Source organism: Rhizobium hidalgonense, from assembly GCF_005862185.2.
Lineage (GTDB): Bacteria > Pseudomonadota > Alphaproteobacteria > Rhizobiales > Rhizobiaceae > Rhizobium > Rhizobium hidalgonense.
This window is the reverse complement of record NZ_CP054027.1, coordinates 1,000,216-1,021,554: the sequence shown is the minus strand read 5'-3', so window position 1 is coordinate 1,021,554 and position 21,339 is coordinate 1,000,216. Positions and strand designations below refer to the sequence as shown.

The 21,339-nt window shown below is 62.2% G+C and carries 22 protein-coding genes; 15 read left to right on the top strand and 7 right to left on the bottom strand.

The window, feature by feature from the left end; all coding sequences use genetic code 11:
• Positions 1 to 2 precede the first annotated feature (2 nt).
• From FFM81_RS04750 to FFM81_RS04740, 3 genes are all read left to right on the top strand, one after another.
• On the top strand, positions 3 to 797 hold the full coding sequence (locus FFM81_RS04750) for a heme ABC transporter ATP-binding protein (protein WP_025416872.1): 795 nt from the start codon (positions 3 to 5) through the stop codon (positions 795 to 797).
• Between the two features lie 147 nt (positions 798 to 944).
• Positions 945 to 1,289: an ElaB/YgaM/YqjD family protein gene (locus FFM81_RS04745; RefSeq protein ID WP_003565920.1), complete on the top strand. Its 345-nt coding sequence runs from the start codon at positions 945 to 947 to the stop codon at positions 1,287 to 1,289.
• A 9-nt stretch (positions 1,290 to 1,298) separates the two neighbouring features.
• Positions 1,299 to 1,700, top strand: coding sequence for a hypothetical protein (locus FFM81_RS04740; RefSeq protein ID WP_003565922.1), 402 nt, complete (start codon positions 1,299 to 1,301; stop codon positions 1,698 to 1,700).
• A gap of 287 nt (positions 1,701 to 1,987) precedes the next feature.
• On the opposite strand, the gene FFM81_RS04735 is transcribed toward FFM81_RS04740, so the two are convergent.
• Together FFM81_RS04735 and FFM81_RS04730 are read right to left on the bottom strand one after the other, a co-directional pair.
• Positions 1,988 to 2,545 carry an RNA polymerase sigma factor gene (locus FFM81_RS04735; protein ID WP_003565924.1) on the bottom strand — a complete coding sequence of 186 codons (558 nt, stop codon included), beginning with the start codon at positions 2,543 to 2,545 and terminating at the stop codon, positions 1,988 to 1,990.
• A gap of 10 nt (positions 2,546 to 2,555) precedes the next feature.
• A complete protein-coding gene (locus tag FFM81_RS04730; protein WP_007630755.1) occupies positions 2,556 to 2,762 on the bottom strand; it encodes a NepR family anti-sigma factor in 207 nt (68 codons plus the stop codon).
• Positions 2,763 to 3,015: 253 nt separating this feature from the next.
• On the opposite strand from FFM81_RS04730, the gene FFM81_RS04725 reads away from it, so the two are divergent.
• From FFM81_RS04725 to FFM81_RS32620, 5 genes are all read left to right on the top strand, one after another.
• A complete protein-coding gene (locus FFM81_RS04725; RefSeq protein WP_003565927.1) occupies positions 3,016 to 3,810 on the top strand; it encodes a response regulator in 795 nt (264 codons plus the stop codon).
• Between the two features lie 192 nt (positions 3,811 to 4,002).
• The gene (locus FFM81_RS04720; RefSeq protein WP_025416874.1) at positions 4,003 to 4,998 is read left to right on the top strand and encodes a sensor histidine kinase; all 996 of its coding nucleotides are present in this window, start codon (positions 4,003 to 4,005) and stop codon (positions 4,996 to 4,998) included.
• 420 nt (positions 4,999 to 5,418) lie between these two features.
• Positions 5,419 to 6,780 carry an NAD(P)-dependent oxidoreductase gene (locus FFM81_RS04715; protein ID WP_025416875.1) on the top strand — a complete coding sequence of 454 codons (1,362 nt, stop codon included), beginning with the start codon at positions 5,419 to 5,421 and terminating at the stop codon, positions 6,778 to 6,780.
• A gap of 15 nt (positions 6,781 to 6,795) precedes the next feature.
• Positions 6,796 to 8,109, top strand: a complete 1,314-nt coding sequence (gene preA / locus FFM81_RS04710; protein WP_003565932.1) for an NAD-dependent dihydropyrimidine dehydrogenase subunit PreA — start codon at positions 6,796 to 6,798, stop codon at positions 8,107 to 8,109.
• A complete protein-coding gene (locus FFM81_RS32620; protein WP_245271519.1) occupies positions 8,003 to 8,428 on the top strand; it encodes an SEC-C metal-binding domain-containing protein in 426 nt (141 codons plus the stop codon). Before preA ends, FFM81_RS32620 begins: the two co-directional genes overlap by 107 nt.
• A gap of 102 nt (positions 8,429 to 8,530) precedes the next feature.
• On the opposite strand, the gene prfH is transcribed toward FFM81_RS32620, so the two are convergent.
• The 3 genes from prfH to ftrA form a co-directional block, all read right to left on the bottom strand.
• Positions 8,531 to 9,142, bottom strand: coding sequence for a peptide chain release factor H (gene prfH / locus FFM81_RS04700; protein WP_003565934.1), 612 nt, complete (start codon positions 9,140 to 9,142; stop codon positions 8,531 to 8,533).
• Positions 9,129 to 10,319 (bottom strand): RNA ligase RtcB family protein, encoded by a 1,191-nt coding sequence (locus FFM81_RS04695; protein ID WP_003565936.1) that lies wholly within the window; start codon positions 10,317 to 10,319, stop codon positions 9,129 to 9,131. Before FFM81_RS04695 ends, prfH begins: the two co-directional genes overlap by 14 nt.
• A 115-nt stretch (positions 10,320 to 10,434) precedes the next feature.
• Positions 10,435 to 11,556, bottom strand: a complete 1,122-nt coding sequence (gene ftrA / locus FFM81_RS04690; protein ID WP_003565938.1) for a transcriptional regulator FtrA — start codon at positions 11,554 to 11,556, stop codon at positions 10,435 to 10,437.
• A gap of 70 nt (positions 11,557 to 11,626) precedes the next feature.
• Here ftrA and FFM81_RS04685 point away from each other — a divergent pair, with 70 nt between their 5' ends.
• Entirely contained in the window at positions 11,627 to 12,037 is a 411-nt protein-coding gene (locus FFM81_RS04685) for a rhodanese-like domain-containing protein (RefSeq protein WP_003565940.1), read from the top strand.
• A gap of 68 nt (positions 12,038 to 12,105) precedes the next feature.
• On the opposite strand, the gene FFM81_RS04680 is transcribed toward FFM81_RS04685, so the two are convergent.
• Positions 12,106 to 13,128: a zinc-dependent alcohol dehydrogenase family protein gene (locus FFM81_RS04680; protein ID WP_138384915.1), complete on the bottom strand. Its 1,023-nt coding sequence runs from the start codon at positions 13,126 to 13,128 to the stop codon at positions 12,106 to 12,108.
• A 101-nt stretch (positions 13,129 to 13,229) separates the two neighbouring features.
• Here FFM81_RS04680 and FFM81_RS04675 point away from each other — a divergent pair, with 101 nt between their 5' ends.
• From FFM81_RS04675 to FFM81_RS04665, 3 genes are all read left to right on the top strand, one after another.
• Positions 13,230 to 14,129 (top strand): LysR family transcriptional regulator, encoded by a 900-nt coding sequence (locus FFM81_RS04675; RefSeq protein WP_138384914.1) that lies wholly within the window; start codon positions 13,230 to 13,232, stop codon positions 14,127 to 14,129.
• A 155-nt stretch (positions 14,130 to 14,284) separates the two neighbouring features.
• A complete protein-coding gene (locus FFM81_RS04670) occupies positions 14,285 to 14,821 on the top strand; it encodes a biliverdin-producing heme oxygenase (RefSeq protein ID WP_003565946.1) in 537 nt (178 codons plus the stop codon).
• Complete coding sequence (locus FFM81_RS04665) at positions 14,818 to 17,388, top strand: HWE histidine kinase domain-containing protein (protein ID WP_003565948.1); 2,571 nt, start codon at positions 14,818 to 14,820, stop codon at positions 17,386 to 17,388. Before FFM81_RS04670 ends, FFM81_RS04665 begins: the two co-directional genes overlap by 4 nt.
• Before the next feature lie 3 nt (positions 17,389 to 17,391).
• Here FFM81_RS04665 and FFM81_RS04660 read toward each other — a convergent pair whose 3' ends face one another.
• Positions 17,392 to 18,042, bottom strand: a complete 651-nt coding sequence (locus FFM81_RS04660) for a TetR family transcriptional regulator C-terminal domain-containing protein (RefSeq protein ID WP_003565950.1) — start codon at positions 18,040 to 18,042, stop codon at positions 17,392 to 17,394.
• 298 nt (positions 18,043 to 18,340) lie between these two features.
• On the opposite strand from FFM81_RS04660, the gene FFM81_RS04655 reads away from it, so the two are divergent.
• From FFM81_RS04655 to hydA, 3 genes are read left to right on the top strand one after another with little or no spacing between them, the layout of a single operon-like run.
• Entirely contained in the window at positions 18,341 to 19,594 is a 1,254-nt protein-coding gene (locus FFM81_RS04655; protein ID WP_003565953.1) for a Zn-dependent hydrolase, read from the top strand.
• The gene (locus FFM81_RS04650; RefSeq protein ID WP_003565955.1) at positions 19,591 to 19,872 is read left to right on the top strand and encodes a hypothetical protein; all 282 of its coding nucleotides are present in this window, start codon (positions 19,591 to 19,593) and stop codon (positions 19,870 to 19,872) included. The genes FFM81_RS04655 and FFM81_RS04650 overlap by 4 nt, the downstream gene beginning before the upstream one ends.
• The gene (gene hydA, locus FFM81_RS04645) at positions 19,869 to 21,323 is read left to right on the top strand and encodes a dihydropyrimidinase (RefSeq protein ID WP_003565957.1); all 1,455 of its coding nucleotides are present in this window, start codon (positions 19,869 to 19,871) and stop codon (positions 21,321 to 21,323) included. Before FFM81_RS04650 ends, hydA begins: the two co-directional genes overlap by 4 nt.
• Positions 21,324 to 21,339: the final 16 nt, after the last annotated feature.

The window sequence follows — 21,339 nt, the reverse complement described above, 5'->3', positions numbered from 1 at the left end:
AGATGATCGAAGTTTCCGGCGTCTCGGTGCGCCTTTCCGGCAAGGCCATCATCAACGACGTCGCCTTCACGGCAAAATCAGGCGAGCTGACGGCGATCGCCGGGCCGAACGGCTCCGGCAAGACGACGACGATGAAGGCCATCTCCGGCGAACTCGGCTATGAGGGCTCGGTGCGCATCGGCGGCGATGAGGTGCGAGGGCTGAAACCCTGGCAGCTTGCCGCCATCCGCGGCGTGCTGCCGCAGGCAAGCACCATCTCCTTTCCCTTCACCGTGCGCGAGATCGTCCGCATGGGCCTGACATCGGGCCTCAACCTCAATCCCGACAAGGCCGAGCAGACGGCGGCAGCAGCCCTTGCCTCGGTCGACCTCACCGGCTTCGAAGGCCGTTTTTATCAGGAGCTCTCCGGCGGCGAACAGCAGCGGGTGCAGCTTGCCCGCGTGCTCTGCCAGATCGCCGCGCCCGTGGTCGACGGCAAGCCCTGCTGGCTGCTGCTTGACGAGCCGGTCTCGAGCCTCGACATCAGCCACCAACTGACCATCATGACGCTTGCCCGTAATTTCTGCCAACGCGGCGGCGGCGTCATCGCCGTCATGCATGATCTCAACCTGACGGCGCTTTTTGCCGACCGCATCGTGCTGATGAAATCCGGCCGCCTCGCCGCCGCCGGCAGTATTGGTGACGTGCTTACGGACGAAACGATGCTGTCGGTGTTCGGCTGCGCGCTCAGGATCAACCAGGTGCCGGCCGACGGCACGCCCTTTGTGCTCGCCCACAGCGCCGTTTCCCAGGCCTGACCACCGCCGGCGGAACTTTTGATCGTCCGGCACGTTTTTCGGCAGTGATCTGGGTCAATGCCGGGCGATATAATTCATGCAACGGACGATGGTGACCCAGGTGCGAATTAGGCGGGCTTGCGCGCGCCCCAGCCAATGGAGACAGCCATGAGCTATTCGATTTTCCAGTCCAGCCGCAGCCGCCGCAACGGTACTTTCCACAATTTAGAATCCGGCATCGAGGAGCAGATCGAGGCGCTGCGCGACGAGCTCGCGGAACTGACCCGACTCGTCGGCAAGAGTTCGCGCCACCAGGGCGAAAAAATTCGCAGCCAGGCCGGCGTCGGATATGAAGAACTGCTCGGCCGCAGCGAGGATCTGCTACGCGAATTGCAGCGCGGCTATGAACTCGGCACGACGGAAATGCGCGAGACCGTGCGCAAACATCCGCTGGCAACCATCGGCGCTGCAGCCGTCTTCGGCCTGGCCATCGCCTTCCTCGCCCGCCGCTGAGGAAGCGCGATGCTCTCGATCCTCAGCCTCGTAACGGGCGCAAGCGTGCACCGAACCGTTGCACGCGCCAAGCGCAATAGCATCTTCATCGCGCTCGCAGCGCTTTTTCTCCTCACCGCCTACGCGCTGGCTGTCACAGCAGGCGCCATCTGGCTCGCTCGCATCTACGGCGCGTTCGGCGCCGTTCTCTTCCTCGCCGTCTGCGCGCTATTGATCGCCATCATCGCGCTGGTGGTAATGGCGGTCATGAATGCCCGGGAAAAGCGTCGCGCCCGCGAGCGCCGTGCGGCGATGGAATCTATGGCAACTGTCGGCCTCGGCCTCATCCGCGCCCAGCCGCTCCTGACCGCCGGCGTGCTGGCGGCCATCGTCGCGGCCAATCTGGTGGGGTCGAAGCGGGAGGAAGACTAGGGGTGCAGATCGCTCCCTGATACGGAGCACCCACCTCTCCTCCTCATTTCTGTGCCTGTCACAGGAATCCAGCACGGCGCGTCCGCGCCGTGCGTAACTCCATACGTCCTTCAAAGTAGTCTCTCGCGCCCAAGGACTTAGGCGCACTGGATTCCTGTGACAGGCACAGAAATGAGAGGTGAGTCCCCGAATGGCAACGCATCCGCGGATTCTGGTCCTTCCCCGCGGCAAAGACCGAGAGGCCGGCGCCCCAAGGGCAACCGGCCTTCCTCGCAATTATAACTTTCTCAGAACGCAAACGCCTTCGAGGTCAGCGGCGCGGACGTTGCATCCGGGCCGAAATCGGCCTCGCCTGATATCTGCAGCAACTCCTGCAGGCGCTGGCGGGCGCGGTTGACGCGGCTCTTGATGGTGCCGACCGCGCAGCCGCAGATTTCGGCGGCTTCCTCGTAGGAAAAACCCGAGGCGCCGACGAGGATGATCGCCTCGCGCTGATCCGGCGGCAACTGGTCGAGCGCCTTCTTGAAGTCCTGCAGATCCAGCGCGCCGTATTGCGAGGGGTGCATCGCCATCGATTCTGTGAACAGCCCGTCGCTGTCCTGGATTTCGCGGCCGCTCTTGCGCATCTGGCTATACAGTTCATTACGCAGGATCGTGAAGAGCCAGGCCTTCATATTGGTGCCCATCTCGAAATGATCCTGTTTGGCCCAGGCCTTCATGATGGTGTCCTGGACGAGATCGTCGGCACGATCGTGCCGCCCGATGAGCGAAATTGCAAAGGCGCGGAGACTTGGGAGGGCCGCCAGCAATTCCCGCTTGAAGCTGGGTTGCGCTTTATCTTCCATGCGGACGATCCTATTCGGCCATCTTGGCAGAAGCCATCATTTCGGCATGGTCGAGCTTTTCGAGAAGGTCGAGAAACCGGTCCGGGATCGCCTCCTCCTGCGCGGAGGCATAGAGCGACCGCAACCGGACGCCGATTTGATTGTTCGGGTCCAGGATGTCGCTTGCCCGCAGCTCCAGCTTGCGCTGATCGGCTGCTTCTTTCTTGCGTGTCGTCATCAATTCGTCTTCTCGCCGGTTGTCTGTTGGGGCGTGCATGGGGCTGATCATGATTTCAACCATCGACACCGACCCTTCGCCTGTCGCTGTCGCCGGGATTTTTTACTGCATGGGTCAAAACGCTACGCCCTTTCTTCGTCGGCTTGAATAATGCGGCGCGACAAAAAAAGTTCCTGCCGTTCCGGAACTTTTTTAGCAAGGCGACGTTAACCGCTCATTGGACCAATGACCGGCCTGCATACGGGAGCCCTTAATGACACTTTCCACTCGAATTGCGCCGCACCTTCCTTATCTGCGCCGCTATTCCCGCGCCCTTACCGGCACTCAGACTTCGGGCGACGCTTATGTCGCCGCCGTTCTCGAAGCTATCATCGCCGATCTCACCATTTTCCCGGATACGGCGAATGACCGGGTGGCACTCTACAAACTGTTTACACAATTGTTTGGTTCCACCGCCGTCCAGATTCCGGAGCCGACTTCACCCTATGCCTGGGAACAGCGAGCCACCCTGAACCTTTCGAAGGTTTCGCCGGGCGCCAGACAGGCCTTCCTGCTTGCCTCCGTAGAGAATTTTCGCGTCGCCGAGATCGGCGAAATCCTGGAACTCGAAGAACAGGATGTCATGCGTCTGCTCGACATGGCCTCGCAGGAGATTTCCCGTCAGGTTGCGACCGATATCATGATCATCGAGGACGAACCGCTAATCGCCATGGATATCGAGCAAATGGTCGAAAGCCTCGGCCATCGCGTTACCGGCATTGCCCGCACCCATGCCGAGGCCGTGGCGCTCTACAACAAGACCAAGCCGAGCATGGTGCTGGCCGACATCCAGCTGGCCGACGGCAGCTCCGGCATCGACGCCGTCAACGACATTCTCAAGACGTCGAGCGTGCCGGTGATCTTCATTACCGCTTTCCCGGAAAGGCTTTTGACCGGCGAGCGCCCAGAACCAACATTTCTTGTCACCAAGCCCTTCAACCCAGACATGGTCAAGGCATTGATCAGCCAAGCTCTTTTCTTCAACGAATCGACCAGAGTGGCCGCCTGAGACGCAATTTTCCGGCCTTCGGAACCAAATCGCTAAAACAGACGTTCCGGTGCTAACCGGGACGCTCCGGTGGCTTTAACGGTTTTTGCAGCGCTTTGTTCTAGAGTTGACAGGCGGGGCCTCGAGGGCGCTCCCTTCAGCGAGGTTCAAGATGTCACAAGGAAAGGCGGCCGAGTGAATACGACTGAACCATTGTCCGGCATGCCTTTTACCTTCGAAGGCAAAGCCGCAATGATGGAACGCGCGCTCGGCAGCGCCGGGATTTCAATCCTCTGCCAGGACGCCCGGCTGTCGATCTTCTATGCCGAAAATCTGCCGCCGCATTTCGCAGCGCTCTTCACGCCGGGCGGCGGCGATGCCGTCCTGTTCGGCGACACGCACGGCCGGTACCTGACGGCGCTGAAACAAAAGGTGCTGGAAAGCGGAATCCCCAACAATGCCGAGGTCGAGATCGACGTCGACGGCGAAATGCGCACCTATGAACTGAAGATCCAGCGCACCGGCAAACGCGGCACCCATGGACTTCTGTCGGTGATGGCGGAAGTCACCGAAAGCCGGCATCGGGAAAAAGTGCTGAAATCGCTGTTGCGCGAACTCTCGCACCGCTCCAAGAACCTTCTCGCCATCATCCAGGGGATCGCCACGCAGACGGCGCGCAACACACTCTCCCTCGACAGTTTCCTGCTTAAATTCCGCGGACGGCTGCAATCGCTTTCCAACTCGCAGGATCTGATCACGGATTCGAGTTGGCGCGGCGCCTATCTGTTCGAACTTGCCGAAAAGCAATTCGCTCCCTACTGGCCGGAAACGGCCGGTTCCATGCCGATCTACGGCATCAACGCCCATCTGACGCCGAATGCCGCCGTGCATCTGGGACTCGCCCTCCACGAACTCATCGTCAACTCGGCCTCCTATGGCGCTATCTCCGGTGGCGCCTCCTCGATCACGTTGAATTGCCGCGACGCCATGATCGGCGACAGGCAGGCGATCGAAGTCACATGGGCAGAGGTTCTACAGAACCAGACGGAAGTCCACGAATTCAGCGACAACAGCTTCGGCCGCACCGTGCTCGAGCGTGTCGTGCCCTCATCGGTCAACGGCAGGGCGGAGCTGAACCTCGTTCCCGGCCGCATTGAATATCGTCTGACCATTCCGGAAACCGAATTCGAGATCTTCAAGCGTGCGTGAAAACGGGAACTGCGCGTGAAACGGGATTGGCGAACGGAAAAACAGCCGGTGCGAGGGCGGCGCACCGGCTGTCTTCACTCACCGGGAGGGGACCGTGAGTACGTCCGGATAGTGGGTTGGGGGCGCGCATGTTGGGTCGATGCGATCACCATCCGGATATCGCAATAACGACGACATCGAACATTGGTTCCCCGCCAAACAAAAAAAATTCGACTTTTTTCAATCTTTTTTCGGATGCCCTCCTCCCGCCGCTCGCCCAATCATTTCGCCGGCAGGCGCCTGTAGAATTTATGGCGACAAAACAGTTACTTACCCGATGGCATCCAAGGTCGGTCCGTCAAAATTTTACCGTTTGATAAATTTTTAAACCTGAGTTACCTTTTTCCTCACAGGCCGTTTACCAATAATGAGGGAACTTCAATGGAACGACTGGAAACTGGGATTCATGCCGGCCGGCTTTCGCCTGCCGACTATGAGGCTAATTTTTCCGATCTGCATCCGCGCCTCGACAATCATGAGGCGCTGGTCGCCGCCGACCGCTGTTATTTCTGCTACGACGCGCCGTGCATGACGGCCTGTCCCACCTCTATCGACATCCCGCTGTTCATCCGCCAGATTTCGACCGGCAATGCGCTTGGCTCGGCAAAGACGATCTTCGACCAGAACATCCTCGGCGGCATGTGCGCCCGCGTCTGTCCCACCGAAGAGCTCTGCGAGCAGGCCTGCGTGCGCAACACCGCCGAAGAACGCCCCGTCGAGATCGGCCGCCTGCAGCGTTATGCGACCGATGCCGCCATGCAGGCCGGCAGGCAGTTCTACGCCAGGGCCGAGCCGACCGGAAAGACCATCGCCGTCGTCGGCGCAGGACCGGCCGGTCTTGCCGCCGCCCATCGCCTGGCCGTGAAGGGCCATTCCGTCACCATTTATGACGCCCGGGAAAAATCCGGCGGCCTCAACGAATACGGCATCGCCACCTATAAGACGGTCGACGATTTCGCCCAGCAGGAAGTCGATTACATCCTCTCAATCGGCGGCATCGAGGTTCGCCACGGCGCTCTTCTCGGCCGAGATTTTTCGCTTGCCGATCTGCAGGCGCAGTATGACGCCGTCTTTCTCGGTATCGGTCTTGCCGGCGTCAATGCTCTGCGCATCGACGGGGAGAACCTCCCCGGCGTCGACGACGCCGTCGATTTCATCGCGGCACTGCGCCAGGCCGAAGACAAGGGCGATATCGCCATCGGCCGCCGTGTCGTCGTCCTCGGTGGCGGCATGACGGCGATCGACGCTGCCGTCCAGGCAAAGCTGCTCGGCGCCGAGGAGGTGACGATCTGTTACCGCCGCGGCAAGGAACACATGAATGCCTCCGAATATGAGCAGGATCTGGCAAGCTCCAAGGGCGTCATCATCCGCCACTGGCTGGCGCCGAAGTCGATCCTGTCGCAGGACGGCAAGGTCGCCGCGATCGAAGTGGAATATACCAAGCTTGTCGAAAGCCGCCTCATCGGCACCGGCGAAACCGGCGTGATCGCCGCCGACCAGATCTTCAAGGCGATCGGCCAGAGCTTTGACGCTGCGGGCCTCGGTTTGCTGCGCATGGAATCCGGACGTATCGCCGTCGATGTCGAAGGCCACACCTCGCTCGACGGCGTCTGGGCCGGCGGTGACTGCGTCTTCGGCGGCGACGATCTCACGGTTTCCGCCGTCGCCCACGGTCGCGACGCGGCCGAATCCATCCATCGCACCCTCACCGCAGCAGCCGCTCCGGCTGTCGCGGTTGCCTGAAGGGGAGAGAGAACAATGGCTGATCTCCGCAATAATTTCGTCGGCATCAAATCTCCGAACCCGTTCTGGCTGGCATCGGCGCCGCCGACCGACAAGGCTTACAACGTTGAGCGCGCCTTCAAGGCCGGCTGGGGCGGCGTGGTCTGGAAGACGCTGGGCGAGGAAGGCCCGCCTGTCGTCAACGTCAACGGCCCGCGCTACGGCGCGATCTTTGGCGCCGACCGCCGCCTGCTTGGCCTGAACAACATCGAACTCATCACTGATCGGGACCTCTACACCAACCTCCGGGAAATGAAGCAGGTAAAGATGAACTGGCCGGATCGGGCGCTGATCGCCTCGATCATGGTGCCCTGCGAGGAGCAGGCCTGGAAGTCGATCCTGCCTCTAGTCGAAGAGACCAACGCCGACGGCATCGAACTCAATTTCGGCTGTCCGCACGGCATGTCTGAGCGCGGCATGGGCTCCGCCGTCGGGCAGGTGCCGGAATATATCGAGATGGTCGTGCGCTGGTGCAAGCAATATACCCGCATGCCCGTCATCACCAAGCTGACGCCGAATATCACCGACGTTCGCCGGCCGGCCCGCGCCGCCAAGGCCGGCGGCACCGATGCCGTCTCGCTGATCAACACGATCAATTCGATCGTGTCCGTCGATCTCGACAATTTCGCCCCCAATCCGACGGTCGGCGGCAAGGGCAGCCATGGCGGCTATTGCGGCCCGGCGGTCAAGCCGATCGCCCTCAACATGGTGGCCGAGATCGCCCGTGACCCCGAAACCTACGGTCTGCCGATCTCCGGCATCGGCGGCATCACCACCTGGCGCGACGCCGCCGAATTCCTCGTTCTCGGCGCCGGCAACGTCCAGGTCTGCACCGCAGCGATGACCTATGGCTTCAAAATCGTGCAGGAGATGATCACCGGCCTCTCCGACTGGATGGACGAAAAGGGCCATCGCAGCCTCGACGACATCACCGGCCGCGCCGTGCCCAACGTCACCGACTGGCAGTATCTGAACCTCAACTATATCGCCAAGGCGAAGATCGATCAGGACGCCTGCATCAAATGCGGCCGCTGCCACATCGCCTGCGAGGACACCTCGCATCAGGCCATCACCAACGTCGTCAACGGCCTGCGCCATTTCGAGGTAATCGAAGAGGAATGCGTCGGCTGCAATCTCTGCGTCAACGTCTGCCCCGTCGAGAACTGCATCACCATGGAGCCGCTTGCCGCCGGCACCCTCGACAAGCGCACCGGCCGCACCGTCGACCCGAACTACGCCAACTGGACGACGCATCCGAACAACCCGATGGCCCGCCAGGCAGCGGAGTGATCGGTCTGCAACGCCGCGGAGAAGATCGATCCGCGGCGTTGCGCTGAACCGGCAATGGATTTATGCCGACCATGTTGCACGATCGCAGCGTATCACGAAGAGGAGGCAGCCATGGCTCGCAAACACCTCACCGACTTCAGTTTTTGAGGTCACGTCGAAACGACGTAAATCCTTCCCGTCCGAAGCCCGGGTCAAAACCGGTTCGCAGATCGTTCATGGCGGTGTCGAACTGATCGAAAAACTCGGCCGCAACGATCCCTGCCCCTGCGGTTCCAGGAGGCGGTTTCAAGAACTGCTGCCTGCAATCCGGCCGTTATGACGGCATAGAGCGGGATCACTACTTTTAGAGACCGTGATTGAACGTGACGGCGCCCTTTGTCGAAGGGCGCCGTTTATTGTTGTGGTCGGACCCACAGCCGGATCACAGTTTAAAAGCCTTGACCTCGTTGCCCCGCTCGATGGTCCGATTGGCGATGAAGCGTCCGGATTTGGCCACCTCCTGCTTTTCAACCTCGATTTGATGCAGCATCGCTTCAAGCCGCCGAAGCGCCAGGGCTTTGTTGCGGTGTTGCGAGCGCTCGTCACGCGCCGTCACCATGAGACCGGTTGGCCGATGCAGAATGCGTACCGCGCTGTCTGTCGTATTCTGATGCTGCCCACCCGGACCGCCGGCTCTCAGCGTCTCGAAACGCAGGTCGGCGGGATCAATCACCACGCCACCCTCCGGGCCGGGCTCGATACGCTGAACCCCAACGTACCAGTTCTGCCGTTTGTGACCGAGACGCACCGGGCTCTTGAAGGTGAACCTGATCGAGCCGCAATAGCCGCTGGCAATCCGCTCCGCCTCGAGACCATCGAGGCTGATGATCGCCGACTTCGCACCGTGCCGATCCGGCATCGGACCGAGGTTCGCCTCGAAAGAACAGCCAAGCTCGATCGCCTCGCGCTCGAGGATGCCGAGAAGTTTGGTGAGCGCTATACGGCACTCCACCGGTCCGTTGCCCGACGTCACGAGAAGATCAATAGCGTTCATGGCCGCGCCCTCCTTCTCGGCGATAGTCAGGCTTTCGCCGACGCTGTTCCACCTCCGCCTCATCAACCGCCTTCTTGAAGGTGACAAGCGGCCGCAAGCTAGCAAGCCCAATGATCAGGCCGGCCTTTTCGAGGTCGCTCACGACCTGCCCCGCATCCTTGTAGGCCGATGCTGCTTCTTCGACGACGAGAGCCCGATCGTCGCAAATGGCGATCCCGCCCCAGGAATTGCGCAGCAGCTGTTCGCGTTCGGATCGGTTGCGGCCGACCCGCCCATGCATGGTGGCGCGGTCATATTTGCGTCCGGCCCCATGAGAGATGCCGCCGAGCGAACGACCGATCTCGGCACTGGTGACAACCACATGGCTGAGGCTGGCCCGAGATCCCGCAATCGGCGCGAATTCGCCGGGTGCGACGGCCGCAGCGCCCTTATAATGCACAAACCCGCGATCTGAGCGACGAACGAGATTGTGCGGTATGTCGGCGATGAGGCGTAGATCGGCACGAAGCGCCGCAGCGGCCCGCACTGCGATCAGCCGCCGGTTCAGCGATGCCCAGGCGACACAGTGATCATGGCTCCCGAGCCAGGCGGCCCCCGCCTCCGAACCGGGATCGAGGCCGGCGGCAAGTCCCGAATGAGCGGCCAGGCTCTGCGAGAAGACTGTGGCGCCAAGGGCGCGTGAGCCGGAATGAACGAGCAGGTAAAGACCCTGATCGTCAAGACCGGCAACGTGTCCGCCCTCGGCAACATCTTCAACCGCCTGCAGCTCGCAGAAATGGTTGCCGCCGCCGATCGTGCCCAAGGCATCGGGGGCGAGGTCGGCGGGCAGTCCGGTTTCGGCCAGCCATTCGCGCGCCTCTCCGATTGCCTGCGTTTCAAGCCGGCGAAGCCGCTCCGCCGCCTTATCGATCTTCAGCTTGCGCAGTGGCAGATCGAGACCGAAGAGCGACATTCCGCAGCCGATATCGTTGCCGATCAGCAGCGGGTGCAGCCGCGACGACAGCAGGGCGACGCCAGTCGCACCATATTTTCCGGGGTGCAGATCCGGAAAGGCAGCGATTTCCAGGACGCCCGGCAGGCGCGACATCTCGTCGAGCTGGTCCAAGGCAGCGCCTTCGATCCAGGCGGAACCGGAAAAGAAACGGTTGATGACCGCCGGATCTGATGCCGACGTCATCGGGGAGCTCCCGCTCCCGATAGAATTGCCCATGATAATGAACTCTGGATATGAGTGGCCTTTCATCGCTGCATATGGCGATGTTCAACCGGCATTCATCAGCTCATTGGCCGAGTTAAGCCGAAACCCTCTCGGGGCGTGCGGAGATAGTCGTCATCGTGGCGCTCCCTTTATCCAGAACAATAGAGAGCGCCCCTTTAGGTGAAGTCGGACATAAATGCAAGCACGACGCGCCCCAGCCTCCGAATGACTTCCGATAGGCATGCGGGCTCGTTCCCAGCCGCCGGCGGAAATGGTGGCGCATCGTTGCCAGAGTGCCGAAGCCGCTTGATACCGCGATGTCCTCGAGCGAGACGGCAAGTTCCTTTTCGAGGAGGTCGCGGGCATGGCGCAGCCGCTCCTTCAGCAGCCATTCGCCGACACTGAGACCCGTCGTCGCTTCGAAGCGGCGCTGGAAGGTGCGCATGCTCATGCCCGCCCTCTTGGCGAGCCGGCTGATCGGTTGCTCCTCGGCAAGGCTTTCGCGCATCCATTCGATCAGCGGCCCGAGGCGGATGCCCTCACGCTCTTCAGGAACCGGCGCGCTGATGAACTGCGCCTGTCCGCCTTCGCGGTGCGGCGGCACGACAAGGCGGCGGGCGACGCTGTTGGCCGCCTCCGAACCGAAATCGCCCCGCACCACATGCAGGCAGAGATCGATGCCGGCGGCACTGCCGGCCGCCGTCAGCAGGCTGCCCTCATCGATATAGAGAACGCCGGCATCGAGCGCGATATCGGGATAACGGGCGGCAATCGAGGCGACGTAACGCCAATGCGTCGTCGCTCTGCGGTTGGCAAGCAGTCCGCACCCGGCCAGAACCGCGACACCGGAACAGAGCGACATGATGCGCGCGCCGCGCTGATGCGCTGCTCTCAGCGCTTGGGCGAGCGGCTCGGGCACCGGCGCATCGATCGCCCGCCAGCCGGGTACGACGATCAGATCCGCCTCATCAAGGATCTCCAGTCCCTTGTCGACCCCGACCGTCAGCCCTCCCGCGGCGCGAAGCGGCCCCGGCTCGATGCCGCAGACCGAGAAGCGATACCAGTCCTCGCCCATTTCCGGACGCGACAGACCGAAGACCTCGTAGGCGATGCCGAATTCGAAGGTGCAGAGCCCGTCATAGGCAAGGGCTGCGACCAACGGTCCCTTCGTCTGCTGTGGGAAGTGATTTGGCATGATCTTTACGCTGTCAGTCACGATGGCCAATTTCGCAAAGCTGTAGCATCGGCAATACCAGACGGCAATTACAACATGAAAGGAAAGACCGATGCCAAGCCCCGCCTCCGAAATCCCTGCCGCCGCGCCCGATCTCGCCGTCGCCCATTATGCCGCCAAGCTCGCCTTCGAAACCGACTGCTCGGATGTCCATGCCGCCTTTGCTGGCGCCAAGGTCGATTTCGTACTCCTCGACGTGCGCACGCCGGCGCTATTTGCGCAGTCCCACGTGCCGGGCGCGATCAACCTGCCACACGGCAAAATGACCGCGCACCGTATGTCGGAATGGTCAAAGGACACCCTCTTCGTCGTCTATTGCGCCGGTCCCCACTGCAACGGCGCCGACAAGGCCGCCTTCCGCCTGGCCAAGCTCGGCCTCACGGCCAAGCTGATGATCGGTGGCATGACCGGCTGGGCCGACGAGGGCTTGGCCTTCGAAAGCGCAGCCGTTGCCGCCAAATAAAGCATGTCGCTCGATGCGACACGCTTTGGCAGAATGCTCCCCTCAGCAGTGCGAGGGGAGCGTATGTTTCAGAACTCGACGACCACCTTGCCGAACGGGCCGCGATAGAGATGATCGAGCGCTTGCGGCAATTCCTCGAAAGCATAACGCTTGTCGATTACCGGCTTCAGCCCGGTCTGGTCGACGGCGCGCACCAGGTCCTCAAGCGCTCGGCGATGGCCGACCGAGATGCCCTGCACCACCGGCGCCTTGAGCAGGAGCAGGCCGGCCGGGCCGGAGACTTCGAACCCTTCGAGCACGCCGATGACGGAAATTCGGCCGTTGACCGCGACCGCCTTTAGTGCCTGACCGAAATGCGGGCCGCCGACGATTTCGAGCACGTGATCGGCGCCGTAGCCGCCGGTCAACTGATAGAGCTGCTCAACCCAGTCGCCGTCATGGCGGTTGATCGCATGATCCGCCCCGAGGGCAACGGCGCGCTCGAGCTTCCCGGTGCTGCCCGAGGTGATGAAGACCTCCGCACCATGCGCCTTGGCGATCTGCAAGCCGAAGAGTGCCACGCCGCCGGTGCCTTGCACCAGCACCTTGTCGCCGGCCTTCAGGCAGCCGCGTTCGATCAGCGCGAACCAGGCCGTCAGCCCGGCGCAGGACAAGGTGCTCGCCTCACCCGCATCCAGCGTGTCAGGCGCGCGCACATACCATTCCTCGGAAAGCACGGCGTACTGGGAAAGGACGCCCGGATAAAAGCCGCCGCGTGTCTTGTAAGGCGGGGTGCGCGCATCGCCTAGACCGCGCCCGTCGACCCAGTCCGGCGAAAAGGTCGAGATGACGCGGTCGCCCGGCCTGAAACGGGTGACATCAGGTCCGACCGCCTCCACGATCCCCGCCATATCCGAAGCCGGTACGAAGGGGAATTGCAGCGGCAACCCCATGCCGCTTTCCAGCACCAGCCGGTCGCGGAAATTGAGGGAGACGGCTTCTGTCCGGACCAGAACCTTGTTTCCCGAAAGCGGTTCGAGTGTCCGCTCGCCGATCGTGAGGCGGCGGTCGGGGCCGATCGCGTCAATCTGCCATTGCCGTGTTGTCTGCACTGTCTTGCTCCTTGTCCATTGCAGGGAGCAAAAACATATCGTTGAATATTTCGCGCCAGTTGCGATATTAATTCGCCTGAATGGTTCCATGGAGGAAACAAATGGAGCAGCTGAAGGGTATCTCGATCTTCGTGGAAGCCGTCGAGGCCGGCGGCTTTTCGGCTGCCGCCGACCGGCTCCACCTCACCCGCTCGGCCGTCGCCAAGACCATCGCGCGCCTCGAACAGCGCCTCGGCGTCCGCCTTTTCAACCGTACGACACGCATGCAGAGCCTCACCGAGGAAGGCCGCTTCTTCTACGAGCGTTGCCTGCGGGCGGTCGAGGAAATTCGCCTCGGCGAAGCCATGCTGGAATCCGGCCGGCGTGAGGTTCGGGGAGGGCTGCGCATCTCCATGCCCGTGCTCTTCGGCCGCCACTGCATCGCGCCGATCCTCGCAAGCCTGCTCGATGAACATCCCGATCTGGAACTCGACCTTTCCTTCAACGACCGGATCGTCGATCTGCTCGAGGATGGCTTCGACCTTGCCATTCGCAACGGCCCGCTGAAGGACAATCCCGATCTGATGGCTCGGACGATTGCCCGCCAGCGCATGACCGTCTGCGCGTCACCCACCTATCTGGACAGACATGGCGCCCCGCAAACGATCTGCGATATTCAGCTGCATGAAGGCATCGTCTACAGGCGGGGCGATTATGACAGAGGCTGGATCTTTCCCACGTCGGCCGATCCCTGGCGACGGATAGCGCCCAAGGCGCGACTGCGGCTCGACGATCTGGCTTCGATTTCCGATGCGGCCGTCGCGGGGCGCGGTCTTGCCTGGCTGCCTTGCTGGCTGGTGCGCGTGGAGGTGCTGGCCGGCCGGCTCGTTCAGGTACTCAAGCACGAACCCGCCAATGTCTTCGATGCCCATGCCATCTGGCTGCGCTCCCCCGTCATGCTGCCGAAGGTGAGGCTTGCGATCGATACGCTCGCCGCCAGATTGCCGGCGGTGATGGGCTGAGCGGCCAGCGCTGGTCACCGTTGGCGGGCTGCCGCCGCAAGGTGATGAGAAACGCATGTAATTCCCAGGCGTTTCTCTGGAAATAACCCGATGCCGCAGTATATCCGCTAGTTCGTCATCCCGACGGCAGCCATATCACTCGGAACAAGCTCAGCATGTCACTTCGCAGCGCCCTCCGCGCACAAACTGCAGATTGCCACGCCGCGGTCGACGCTCTCTTCGGCAGTTTCAACCTCTCACGCACACAGGATTACAAGGCGTTCCTGCGCGCGCATGCCCGGGTCGTGCCATCAATCGAACATGCCCTCGAGGAGGCCGGCATAGCTCGGCTGCTGCCCGACTGGCCGGAACGAGGGCGCGCGCAGCTGATATCGGCCGACATCAGGGAACTCGGCGATCAATTGCCCGATTTGCTTCCGCCACCGGCATTGCGTGGCGAAGCGGCAATCTGGGGCGCCGCCTATGTGCTGGAAGGCTCCAAGCTCGGCGGCGCCATGCTCGCCAGATCCGTGCCCGATCACCTGCCCTGCCGATATCTGACGCCGCAGGGCCCCAAGGCCGCCATGCGAACCTTCATGGAGAGCCTCGACGCCAGCGATCCAAAGGATCCCGAGGCCGCCGTCTTGGCAGCCCGCAGCATCTTCGATCTTTTCCTCGAGGCCGGACAGCTCGAACTGGAAGCCGTCGCATGAGCGGCGCACGCGAACCCATCGATCTCACCAATTGCGACCGCGAGCCGATCCACCAGCTCGGAGCGATCCAGCCCTTCGGCTTCCTGCTGGCCATATCTTCGGACTGGATCGTCACCCGCGCCTCGGCCAACCTCGCGGAGTTTCTCGGGGTGGAACAGCCCGACGCGCTGGGCCGTCCCGTTTCCTCCGTGATCACGCCGGAGGCGCTCCACACGATCCGCAACAAGCTGACCACGCTGCGCGGTCCCGATGTCGGCGAACGCATTTTCGACATTGCTCTGATGCCCGATCAGTCGCGCTTCGACCTTGCCGTGCATTTCAATGAAAATCAGGTCATCCTCGAAGGCGAACCCGGCCAGGAAGTCAGGCGCAACGCCCCCTCGCTCTCCATGCGCGGCATGATGTCCCGCCTCGACCAGACGGAAACGATAGAGGCTTTCTTCCGCGAGGGCGCGCGGCAGGCGCGCGCACTCACCGGCTTCGACCGGGTGATGGTCTATCGTTTCGATGAAGGCGGTTCCGGCGAGGTCGTGGCGGAAGCCGCCCGCAGCGGCATTGGCTCGTTCCTCGGTCTGCACTATCCGGCCTCCGACATTCCGGTGCAAGCGCGGGCGCTCTATCTGCGCAACCTGTTCCGCATCATCGCCGATATCGAGGCGGTGCCCGTGCCGGTCCTCCCGCAGCTCGACGAGCACGGACAGCCGCTCGACCTCTCCATGTCGGTTTTACGTTCGGTCTCGCCGATCCACATCGAATATCTGAAAAACATGGGCGTCGGCGCCTCGCTCTCCATATCGATCGTCGTCGACGGCAAGCTCTGGGGTCTGTTTGCCTGCCATCATTACGGCCCCCACCTGCCTTCGGCGCAAAACCGCTCCACCGCCGAACTGTTCGGCCAGATGTTTGCCTCGCGCCTCGAAAGCCGCGAACGGCGGCTGGCGCTCGATTACGAGACCAAGGCCCGCCGCATCGCCGACCGGCTTCTCACATCCGTCGCCGACAATGCCAGCCTGCTCGACGATCCGGCCTGGCTGATCGAGGCGCTTGCCGACGTCATTCCTGCCGACGGCATCGGCGTCTGGATCAACGGCCGGCTGGCGCTTGCCGGCATCGGGCCGGATGAGACAAGCTTCGCGGCCCTTGTCCGCCATCTCAACCGCAATGCCGCCGGCCGCATCTATGCCGTCGACAGGCTCGCCGACACCTATCCGGATCTTGCCGTCGACGACGGCGTCGCAGGCATGCTCGCCATCCCGATCTCGCGTTCGCCGCGCGATTATGTCGTGCTTTTCCGCCAGGAACTGGTGCGCACTGTCCGCTGGGGCGGCGACCCGCACAAGCCGGTGGAATACGGCCCCAATGGTCCCCGGCTAACGCCGCGCAAGAGTTTCGAGGCCTGGTCGGAACTGGTGCGCGGCCGCTCCCGGCCCTTTACTGAGGCTGAGCGCCATGTCGCCGAAACGATCCGGGTCACGCTGATCGAGGTGGTCTTGCGTCTCACCGACGAGGCCAGCATGGCGCGCCAGGCCGCCAACGAGCGCCAGGAACTGCTGATCGCCGAACTGAACCACCGTGTCCGCAACATATTGAGCCTCATCACCGGCATCATTCGGCAATCGCAGACGACGTCGGTCAGCGTTGGCGACTACATCCGCCAGATCGAGGGCCGCGTCCAGTCGCTCGCTCGCGCCCACGACCAGATCACCAGGGATCATTGGGCGCCGGCTTCGCTGCGGCAATTGCTGCTGGCTGAGACGGCCGCCTATTTCGGGAAAAATGCGCAGCGCATCCAAATGCACGGCGAAGACGTGCTCCTGGAACCGCAGGCCTTTTCCACCGCCGCCCTTGTGTTCCACGAGCTGATGACCAATAGCGCCAAATATGGCAGCCTTTCGGCAGCCGGCAGCGGCACCGTCCAGCTCGGCTGGCACCGCGATGACGAAGGCAATCTGCACATCGGCTGGCGCGAAAAGGATGGCCCGCCCGTCGTCGAGCCCATACGTCACGGCTTCGGCTCGACGATTATCCGGCGCTCCATCCCCTATGATCTCGGCGGCAAGGCGGAGATCCGCTACGTCAGGGACGGGCTCGAGGCGGATTTCAATATTCCGGCGCGCTATGTCGTCGAGCCGACAAGCGAACCGCCAAATTCAGCTCCGGTCGGCGCGACTGAGCGCAGGACGATCGCCGACGATCACCAGCCGCTCTCCGGCCTGAACGTTCTGCTGGTCGAAAACAACCTGATCATCGCCATGGATGGAGAGGACATCCTGCGCCGCCTTGGCGGCAAAGTGACAACGGCGCCAAGTGTTGCCGAAACAATGGAGACCCTGGCCAGCCAGTCCTTCGATCTGGCGCTTCTCGATGTCAACCTTGGCGATGAGACGAGTTTCGGCATTGCCGACCGGCTCGCAGCCGAGGGCGTGCCCTTCCTCTTTGCCACAGGTTATGGGGAAGGCATCGCCCAGGCGAATAGCCACTCGGACGCGCCGGTCTTGCAGAAGCCTTATACGATGGAAGGCGTGACGAACATCCTGGGCCGCGTGCCGCTCCCTAAAAGGCAATAGACCTCAGCTCTCGGAGCGATCCAGCCGCAGCCCGCCGATGAAGAGCTGTTCCAGAAACCGCGCCGCATCCTCGAAACGCCCCTCGCCGGCATGCTCCTGCCCCAGCACGGCACGCACCTGGACGTCGAAATCCGCGTAATGCTGCGTCGTCGACCAGATGGAGAAGATAAGATGGTAGGGGTCGCACTCGGCGATCTTGCCTGATTTCGTCCAGGCGCGGATGACCTCCGCCTTCTCGTCGACCAGTTCCTTCAGCGGCCCCTTCAGCTCGTCCTCGATATGCGGCGCGCCTTGCAGCACCTCGTTGGCGAAAAGCCGGCTCTCGCGCGGAAAATCGCGCGCCATCTCCAGCTTGCGCCGGATGTAGCTGCGGATTTCCTCTTCCGGATTGCCGTCGGCATCGAAGGCGCGCAGCGGCTCCAGCCAAGTGTAGAGCACCCGGTCGATCAACGCCCGGTGCATGGCTTCCTTTGTGCGGAAATAATAGAGCAGATTGGGCTTCGACATGCCGGCCACTTCCGCGATCTGATCGATCGTCGAGCCGCGAAAACCGCGTGCCGAAAACACGTCCAGCGCCGCCTCCAGAATTTGCTCTTCCTTCTCCTCCTGGATTCGCGTTCGCCTCAGGGTCTTCGCTGCTCTCGGAATAGCCATCGGCTATTGTTTCCCCTTGAAATTCAACTTCTTCCCTCAAGTTTCAGCAGAGACACCCCTGCCGTTTTCCTGAGCAACTGCCCGCATTTTTATCGGCAATTTTCGTGATTTTCGTCTTGAGCCCGGCGGTGGAAGTTGTAATGTTTACCAATCGGTCAAATATCCGCCAGATGAAAAACAAAGGCAACTGGCGATTTTCCGGCGCTCGACAAAACCAATAAGAGGCGCGGGAACAGACCACGGGAACAGGCGGGCATGCCCCTTGCATGACTGCCGCAAACAGGTGAGGGTTTGAAGAATGGTGGCAGCACCAGGCGAGAACATGCGCGTCAATGGCGACCGTCTTTGGGACAGTCTCATGGACATGGCGAAAATCGGCCCCGGCATTGCAGGCGGCAACAATCGCCAGACGCTGACGGATTCGGATGCCGAGGGCCGCAGCCTTTTCAAGATATGGTGCGACGAAGCCGGCCTCACCATGGGTGTCGATCGCATGGGTACGATGTTCGCCACTCGCCCCGGAACCGATCCCGATGCCCTTCCGGTCTACGTCGGCTCGCATCTCGACACCCAGCCGACCGGCGGCAAATATGACGGCGTGCTCGGCGTGCTTGCGGCGCTTGAAGTCGTGCGCACCATGAACGACCTCGGCATCAAGACCAAGCATCCAATTGTGGTCACCAACTGGACGAACGAGGAAGGCGCACGTTTTGCCCCTGCCATGCTGGCTTCAGGCGTCTTCGCCGGCGTGCACAGCCTGGACTTCGCCTATAACCGCAGGGATCCCGACGGCAATCTCTTCGGCGACGAATTAAAACGCATCGGATGGGTCGGTGAAGAAGAGGTCGGCGCTCGCAAGATGCACGCCTATTTCGAATATCACATCGAACAAGGCCCGATCCTCGAAGCCGAAGACAAGCAGATCGGCGTCGTCACCCACTGTCAAGGCCTGTGGTGGCTGGAATTCACGCTGACCGGCAAGGAGGCCCATACCGGCTCGACGCCGATGAACATGCGCGTCAATGCGGGTCTCGCCATGTCGCGCATCCTGGAAATGGTTCAGGGTGTGGCGATGGGCGAACAGCCGGGCGCCGTCGGCGGCGTCGGCCAGGTCTTCTTCTCGCCGAATTCCCGTAACGTCCTGCCGGGCAAAGTGGTCTTCACCGTCGATATCCGCTCGCCCGACAAGGCCAAGCTCGATCGCATGCGGGCAAAGATCGAGGCCGCAGCGCCTGGCATCTGTGACGCGCTTGGTGTCGGCTGTTCGGTCGAGGCAATCGGCCATTTCGCACCGGTCACCTTCGACGAAAAGCTCGTCACCTCGGTTCGCTCAGCCGCCGAACGGCTCGGCTACAGCCACATGAACCTCATCTCCGGCGCCGGCCACGACGCCTGCTGGGCCGCCAAGGTGGCGCCTGCAACGATGGTCATGTGCCCCTGCGTCGGCGGCCTCAGCCACAACGAGGCAGAAGACATTTCCAAGGAATGGGCGACGGCGGGCGCCGATGTGCTGTTCCATGCGGTGGTTGAGACGGCGGAGATCGTTCCGTGAGCCCTGATCCGGATGCAGATCTGAACAGCATGAGCCATGCCGAGCTGTTGTCGGCAGCACGCGCCATGCGTGATGCGATCCGCAGCCATCGGGACACGTCCGGCCACGGACTCTGTTGGCATCACCCCGATCTTTGGGCACTTCTGCCCGACGCCCCGATCGGCGGTCAAATCGTGCCCGATTGGCCTCAATTCATGCGCGGCTGCATCCGCTACCGCCAGTCATTGGATAACCAGCTCGCGCAGGCACCGCGCAGCGATAGGGAGTTCGGAGAATGAGCACAGTCATCAAGAACGGCACCATCGTCACGGCCGACCTCACCTACAAGGCCGACGTCAAGATTGACGGCGGCAAGATCATCGAGATCGGCCCGAACCTCTCGGGCGACGAAACGCTGGACGCCTCCGGTTGTTACATCATGCCTGGAGGCATCGATCCGCACACCCATCTCGAAATGCCCTTCATGGGCACCTATTCCTCCGACGATTTCGAGAGCGGCACGCGTGCGGCGCTTTCCGGCGGCACGACGATGGTCGTCGACTTCGCCCTTCCTGCCCCCGGCCAGTCGCTGCTCGAAGCGCTGACCATGTGGGACAACAAGTCGACGCGGGCCAATTGCGACTATTCCTTCCACATGGCGGTTACCTGGTGGAGTGAGCAGGTCTTCAAGGAGATGGAGACCATCGTCCGCGACAAGGGTATCAACACCTTCAAACACTTCATGGCTTACAAGGGCGCGCTGATGGTCGATGACGACGAGATGTTCGCATCCTTCCAGCGCTGCGCCGAACTCGGCGCGCTGCCGCTGGTGCATGCCGAAAACGGCGACGTCGTTGCCTCCATGTCGGCAAAGCTGCTGGCTGAGGGAAATAACGGCCCCGAGGCGCATGCCTACTCCCGCCCCGCCGAAGTGGAGGGCGAGGCCACCAACCGCGCCATCATGATCGCCGACATGGCCGGCTGCCCGGTCTATATCGTCCACACCTCCTGCGAGCAGGCACACGAAGCGATCCGCCGCGCCCGCGCCAAGGGCATGCGCGTCTATGGCGAGCCGCTGATCCAGCACCTGACGCTCGACGAGAGCGAATATTCCAACCCAGACTGGGATCACGCCGCCCGCCGCGTCATGTCACCGCCCTTCCGCAACAAGCAGCATCAGGATAGCCTCTGGGCCGGCCTTGCCTCCGGCTCGCTGCAGGTGGTCGCGACCGACCATTGCGCCTTCACGACGGCGCAGAAACGTTCTGGCGTAGGCGACTTCACCAAGATCCCGAATGGCACCGGCGGCCTCGAAGACCGCATGCCGATGCTCTGGACGCATGGCGTCAATACCGGCCGGCTGACGATGAACGAATTCGTCGCGGTCACCTCGACCAACATCGCCAAGATTCTCAACATCTACCCGAAGAAGGGCGCGATCCTGGTCGGCGCCGATGCGGATATCGTCGTCTGGGATCCGAAGCGTTCCAAGATCATCTCGTCCAAGGCACAGCAGTCGGCGATCGACTACAACGTCTTCGAAGGCAAGGAAGTTACCGGCCTGCCGCGCTACACGCTGACGCGCGGTGTGGTCGCAATCGAGGAAAGCACGGTCAAGACCCGCGAGGGCCATGGTGAATTCGTCCGGCGCGAACCGGTGACGGCCGTCAGCAAGGCGCTGTCCACCTGGAAGGAGATTACCTCTCCGCGCAGGGTGGAACGCACGGGCATCCCGGCAAGCGGCGTGTGACGATGGCTCCTGACGA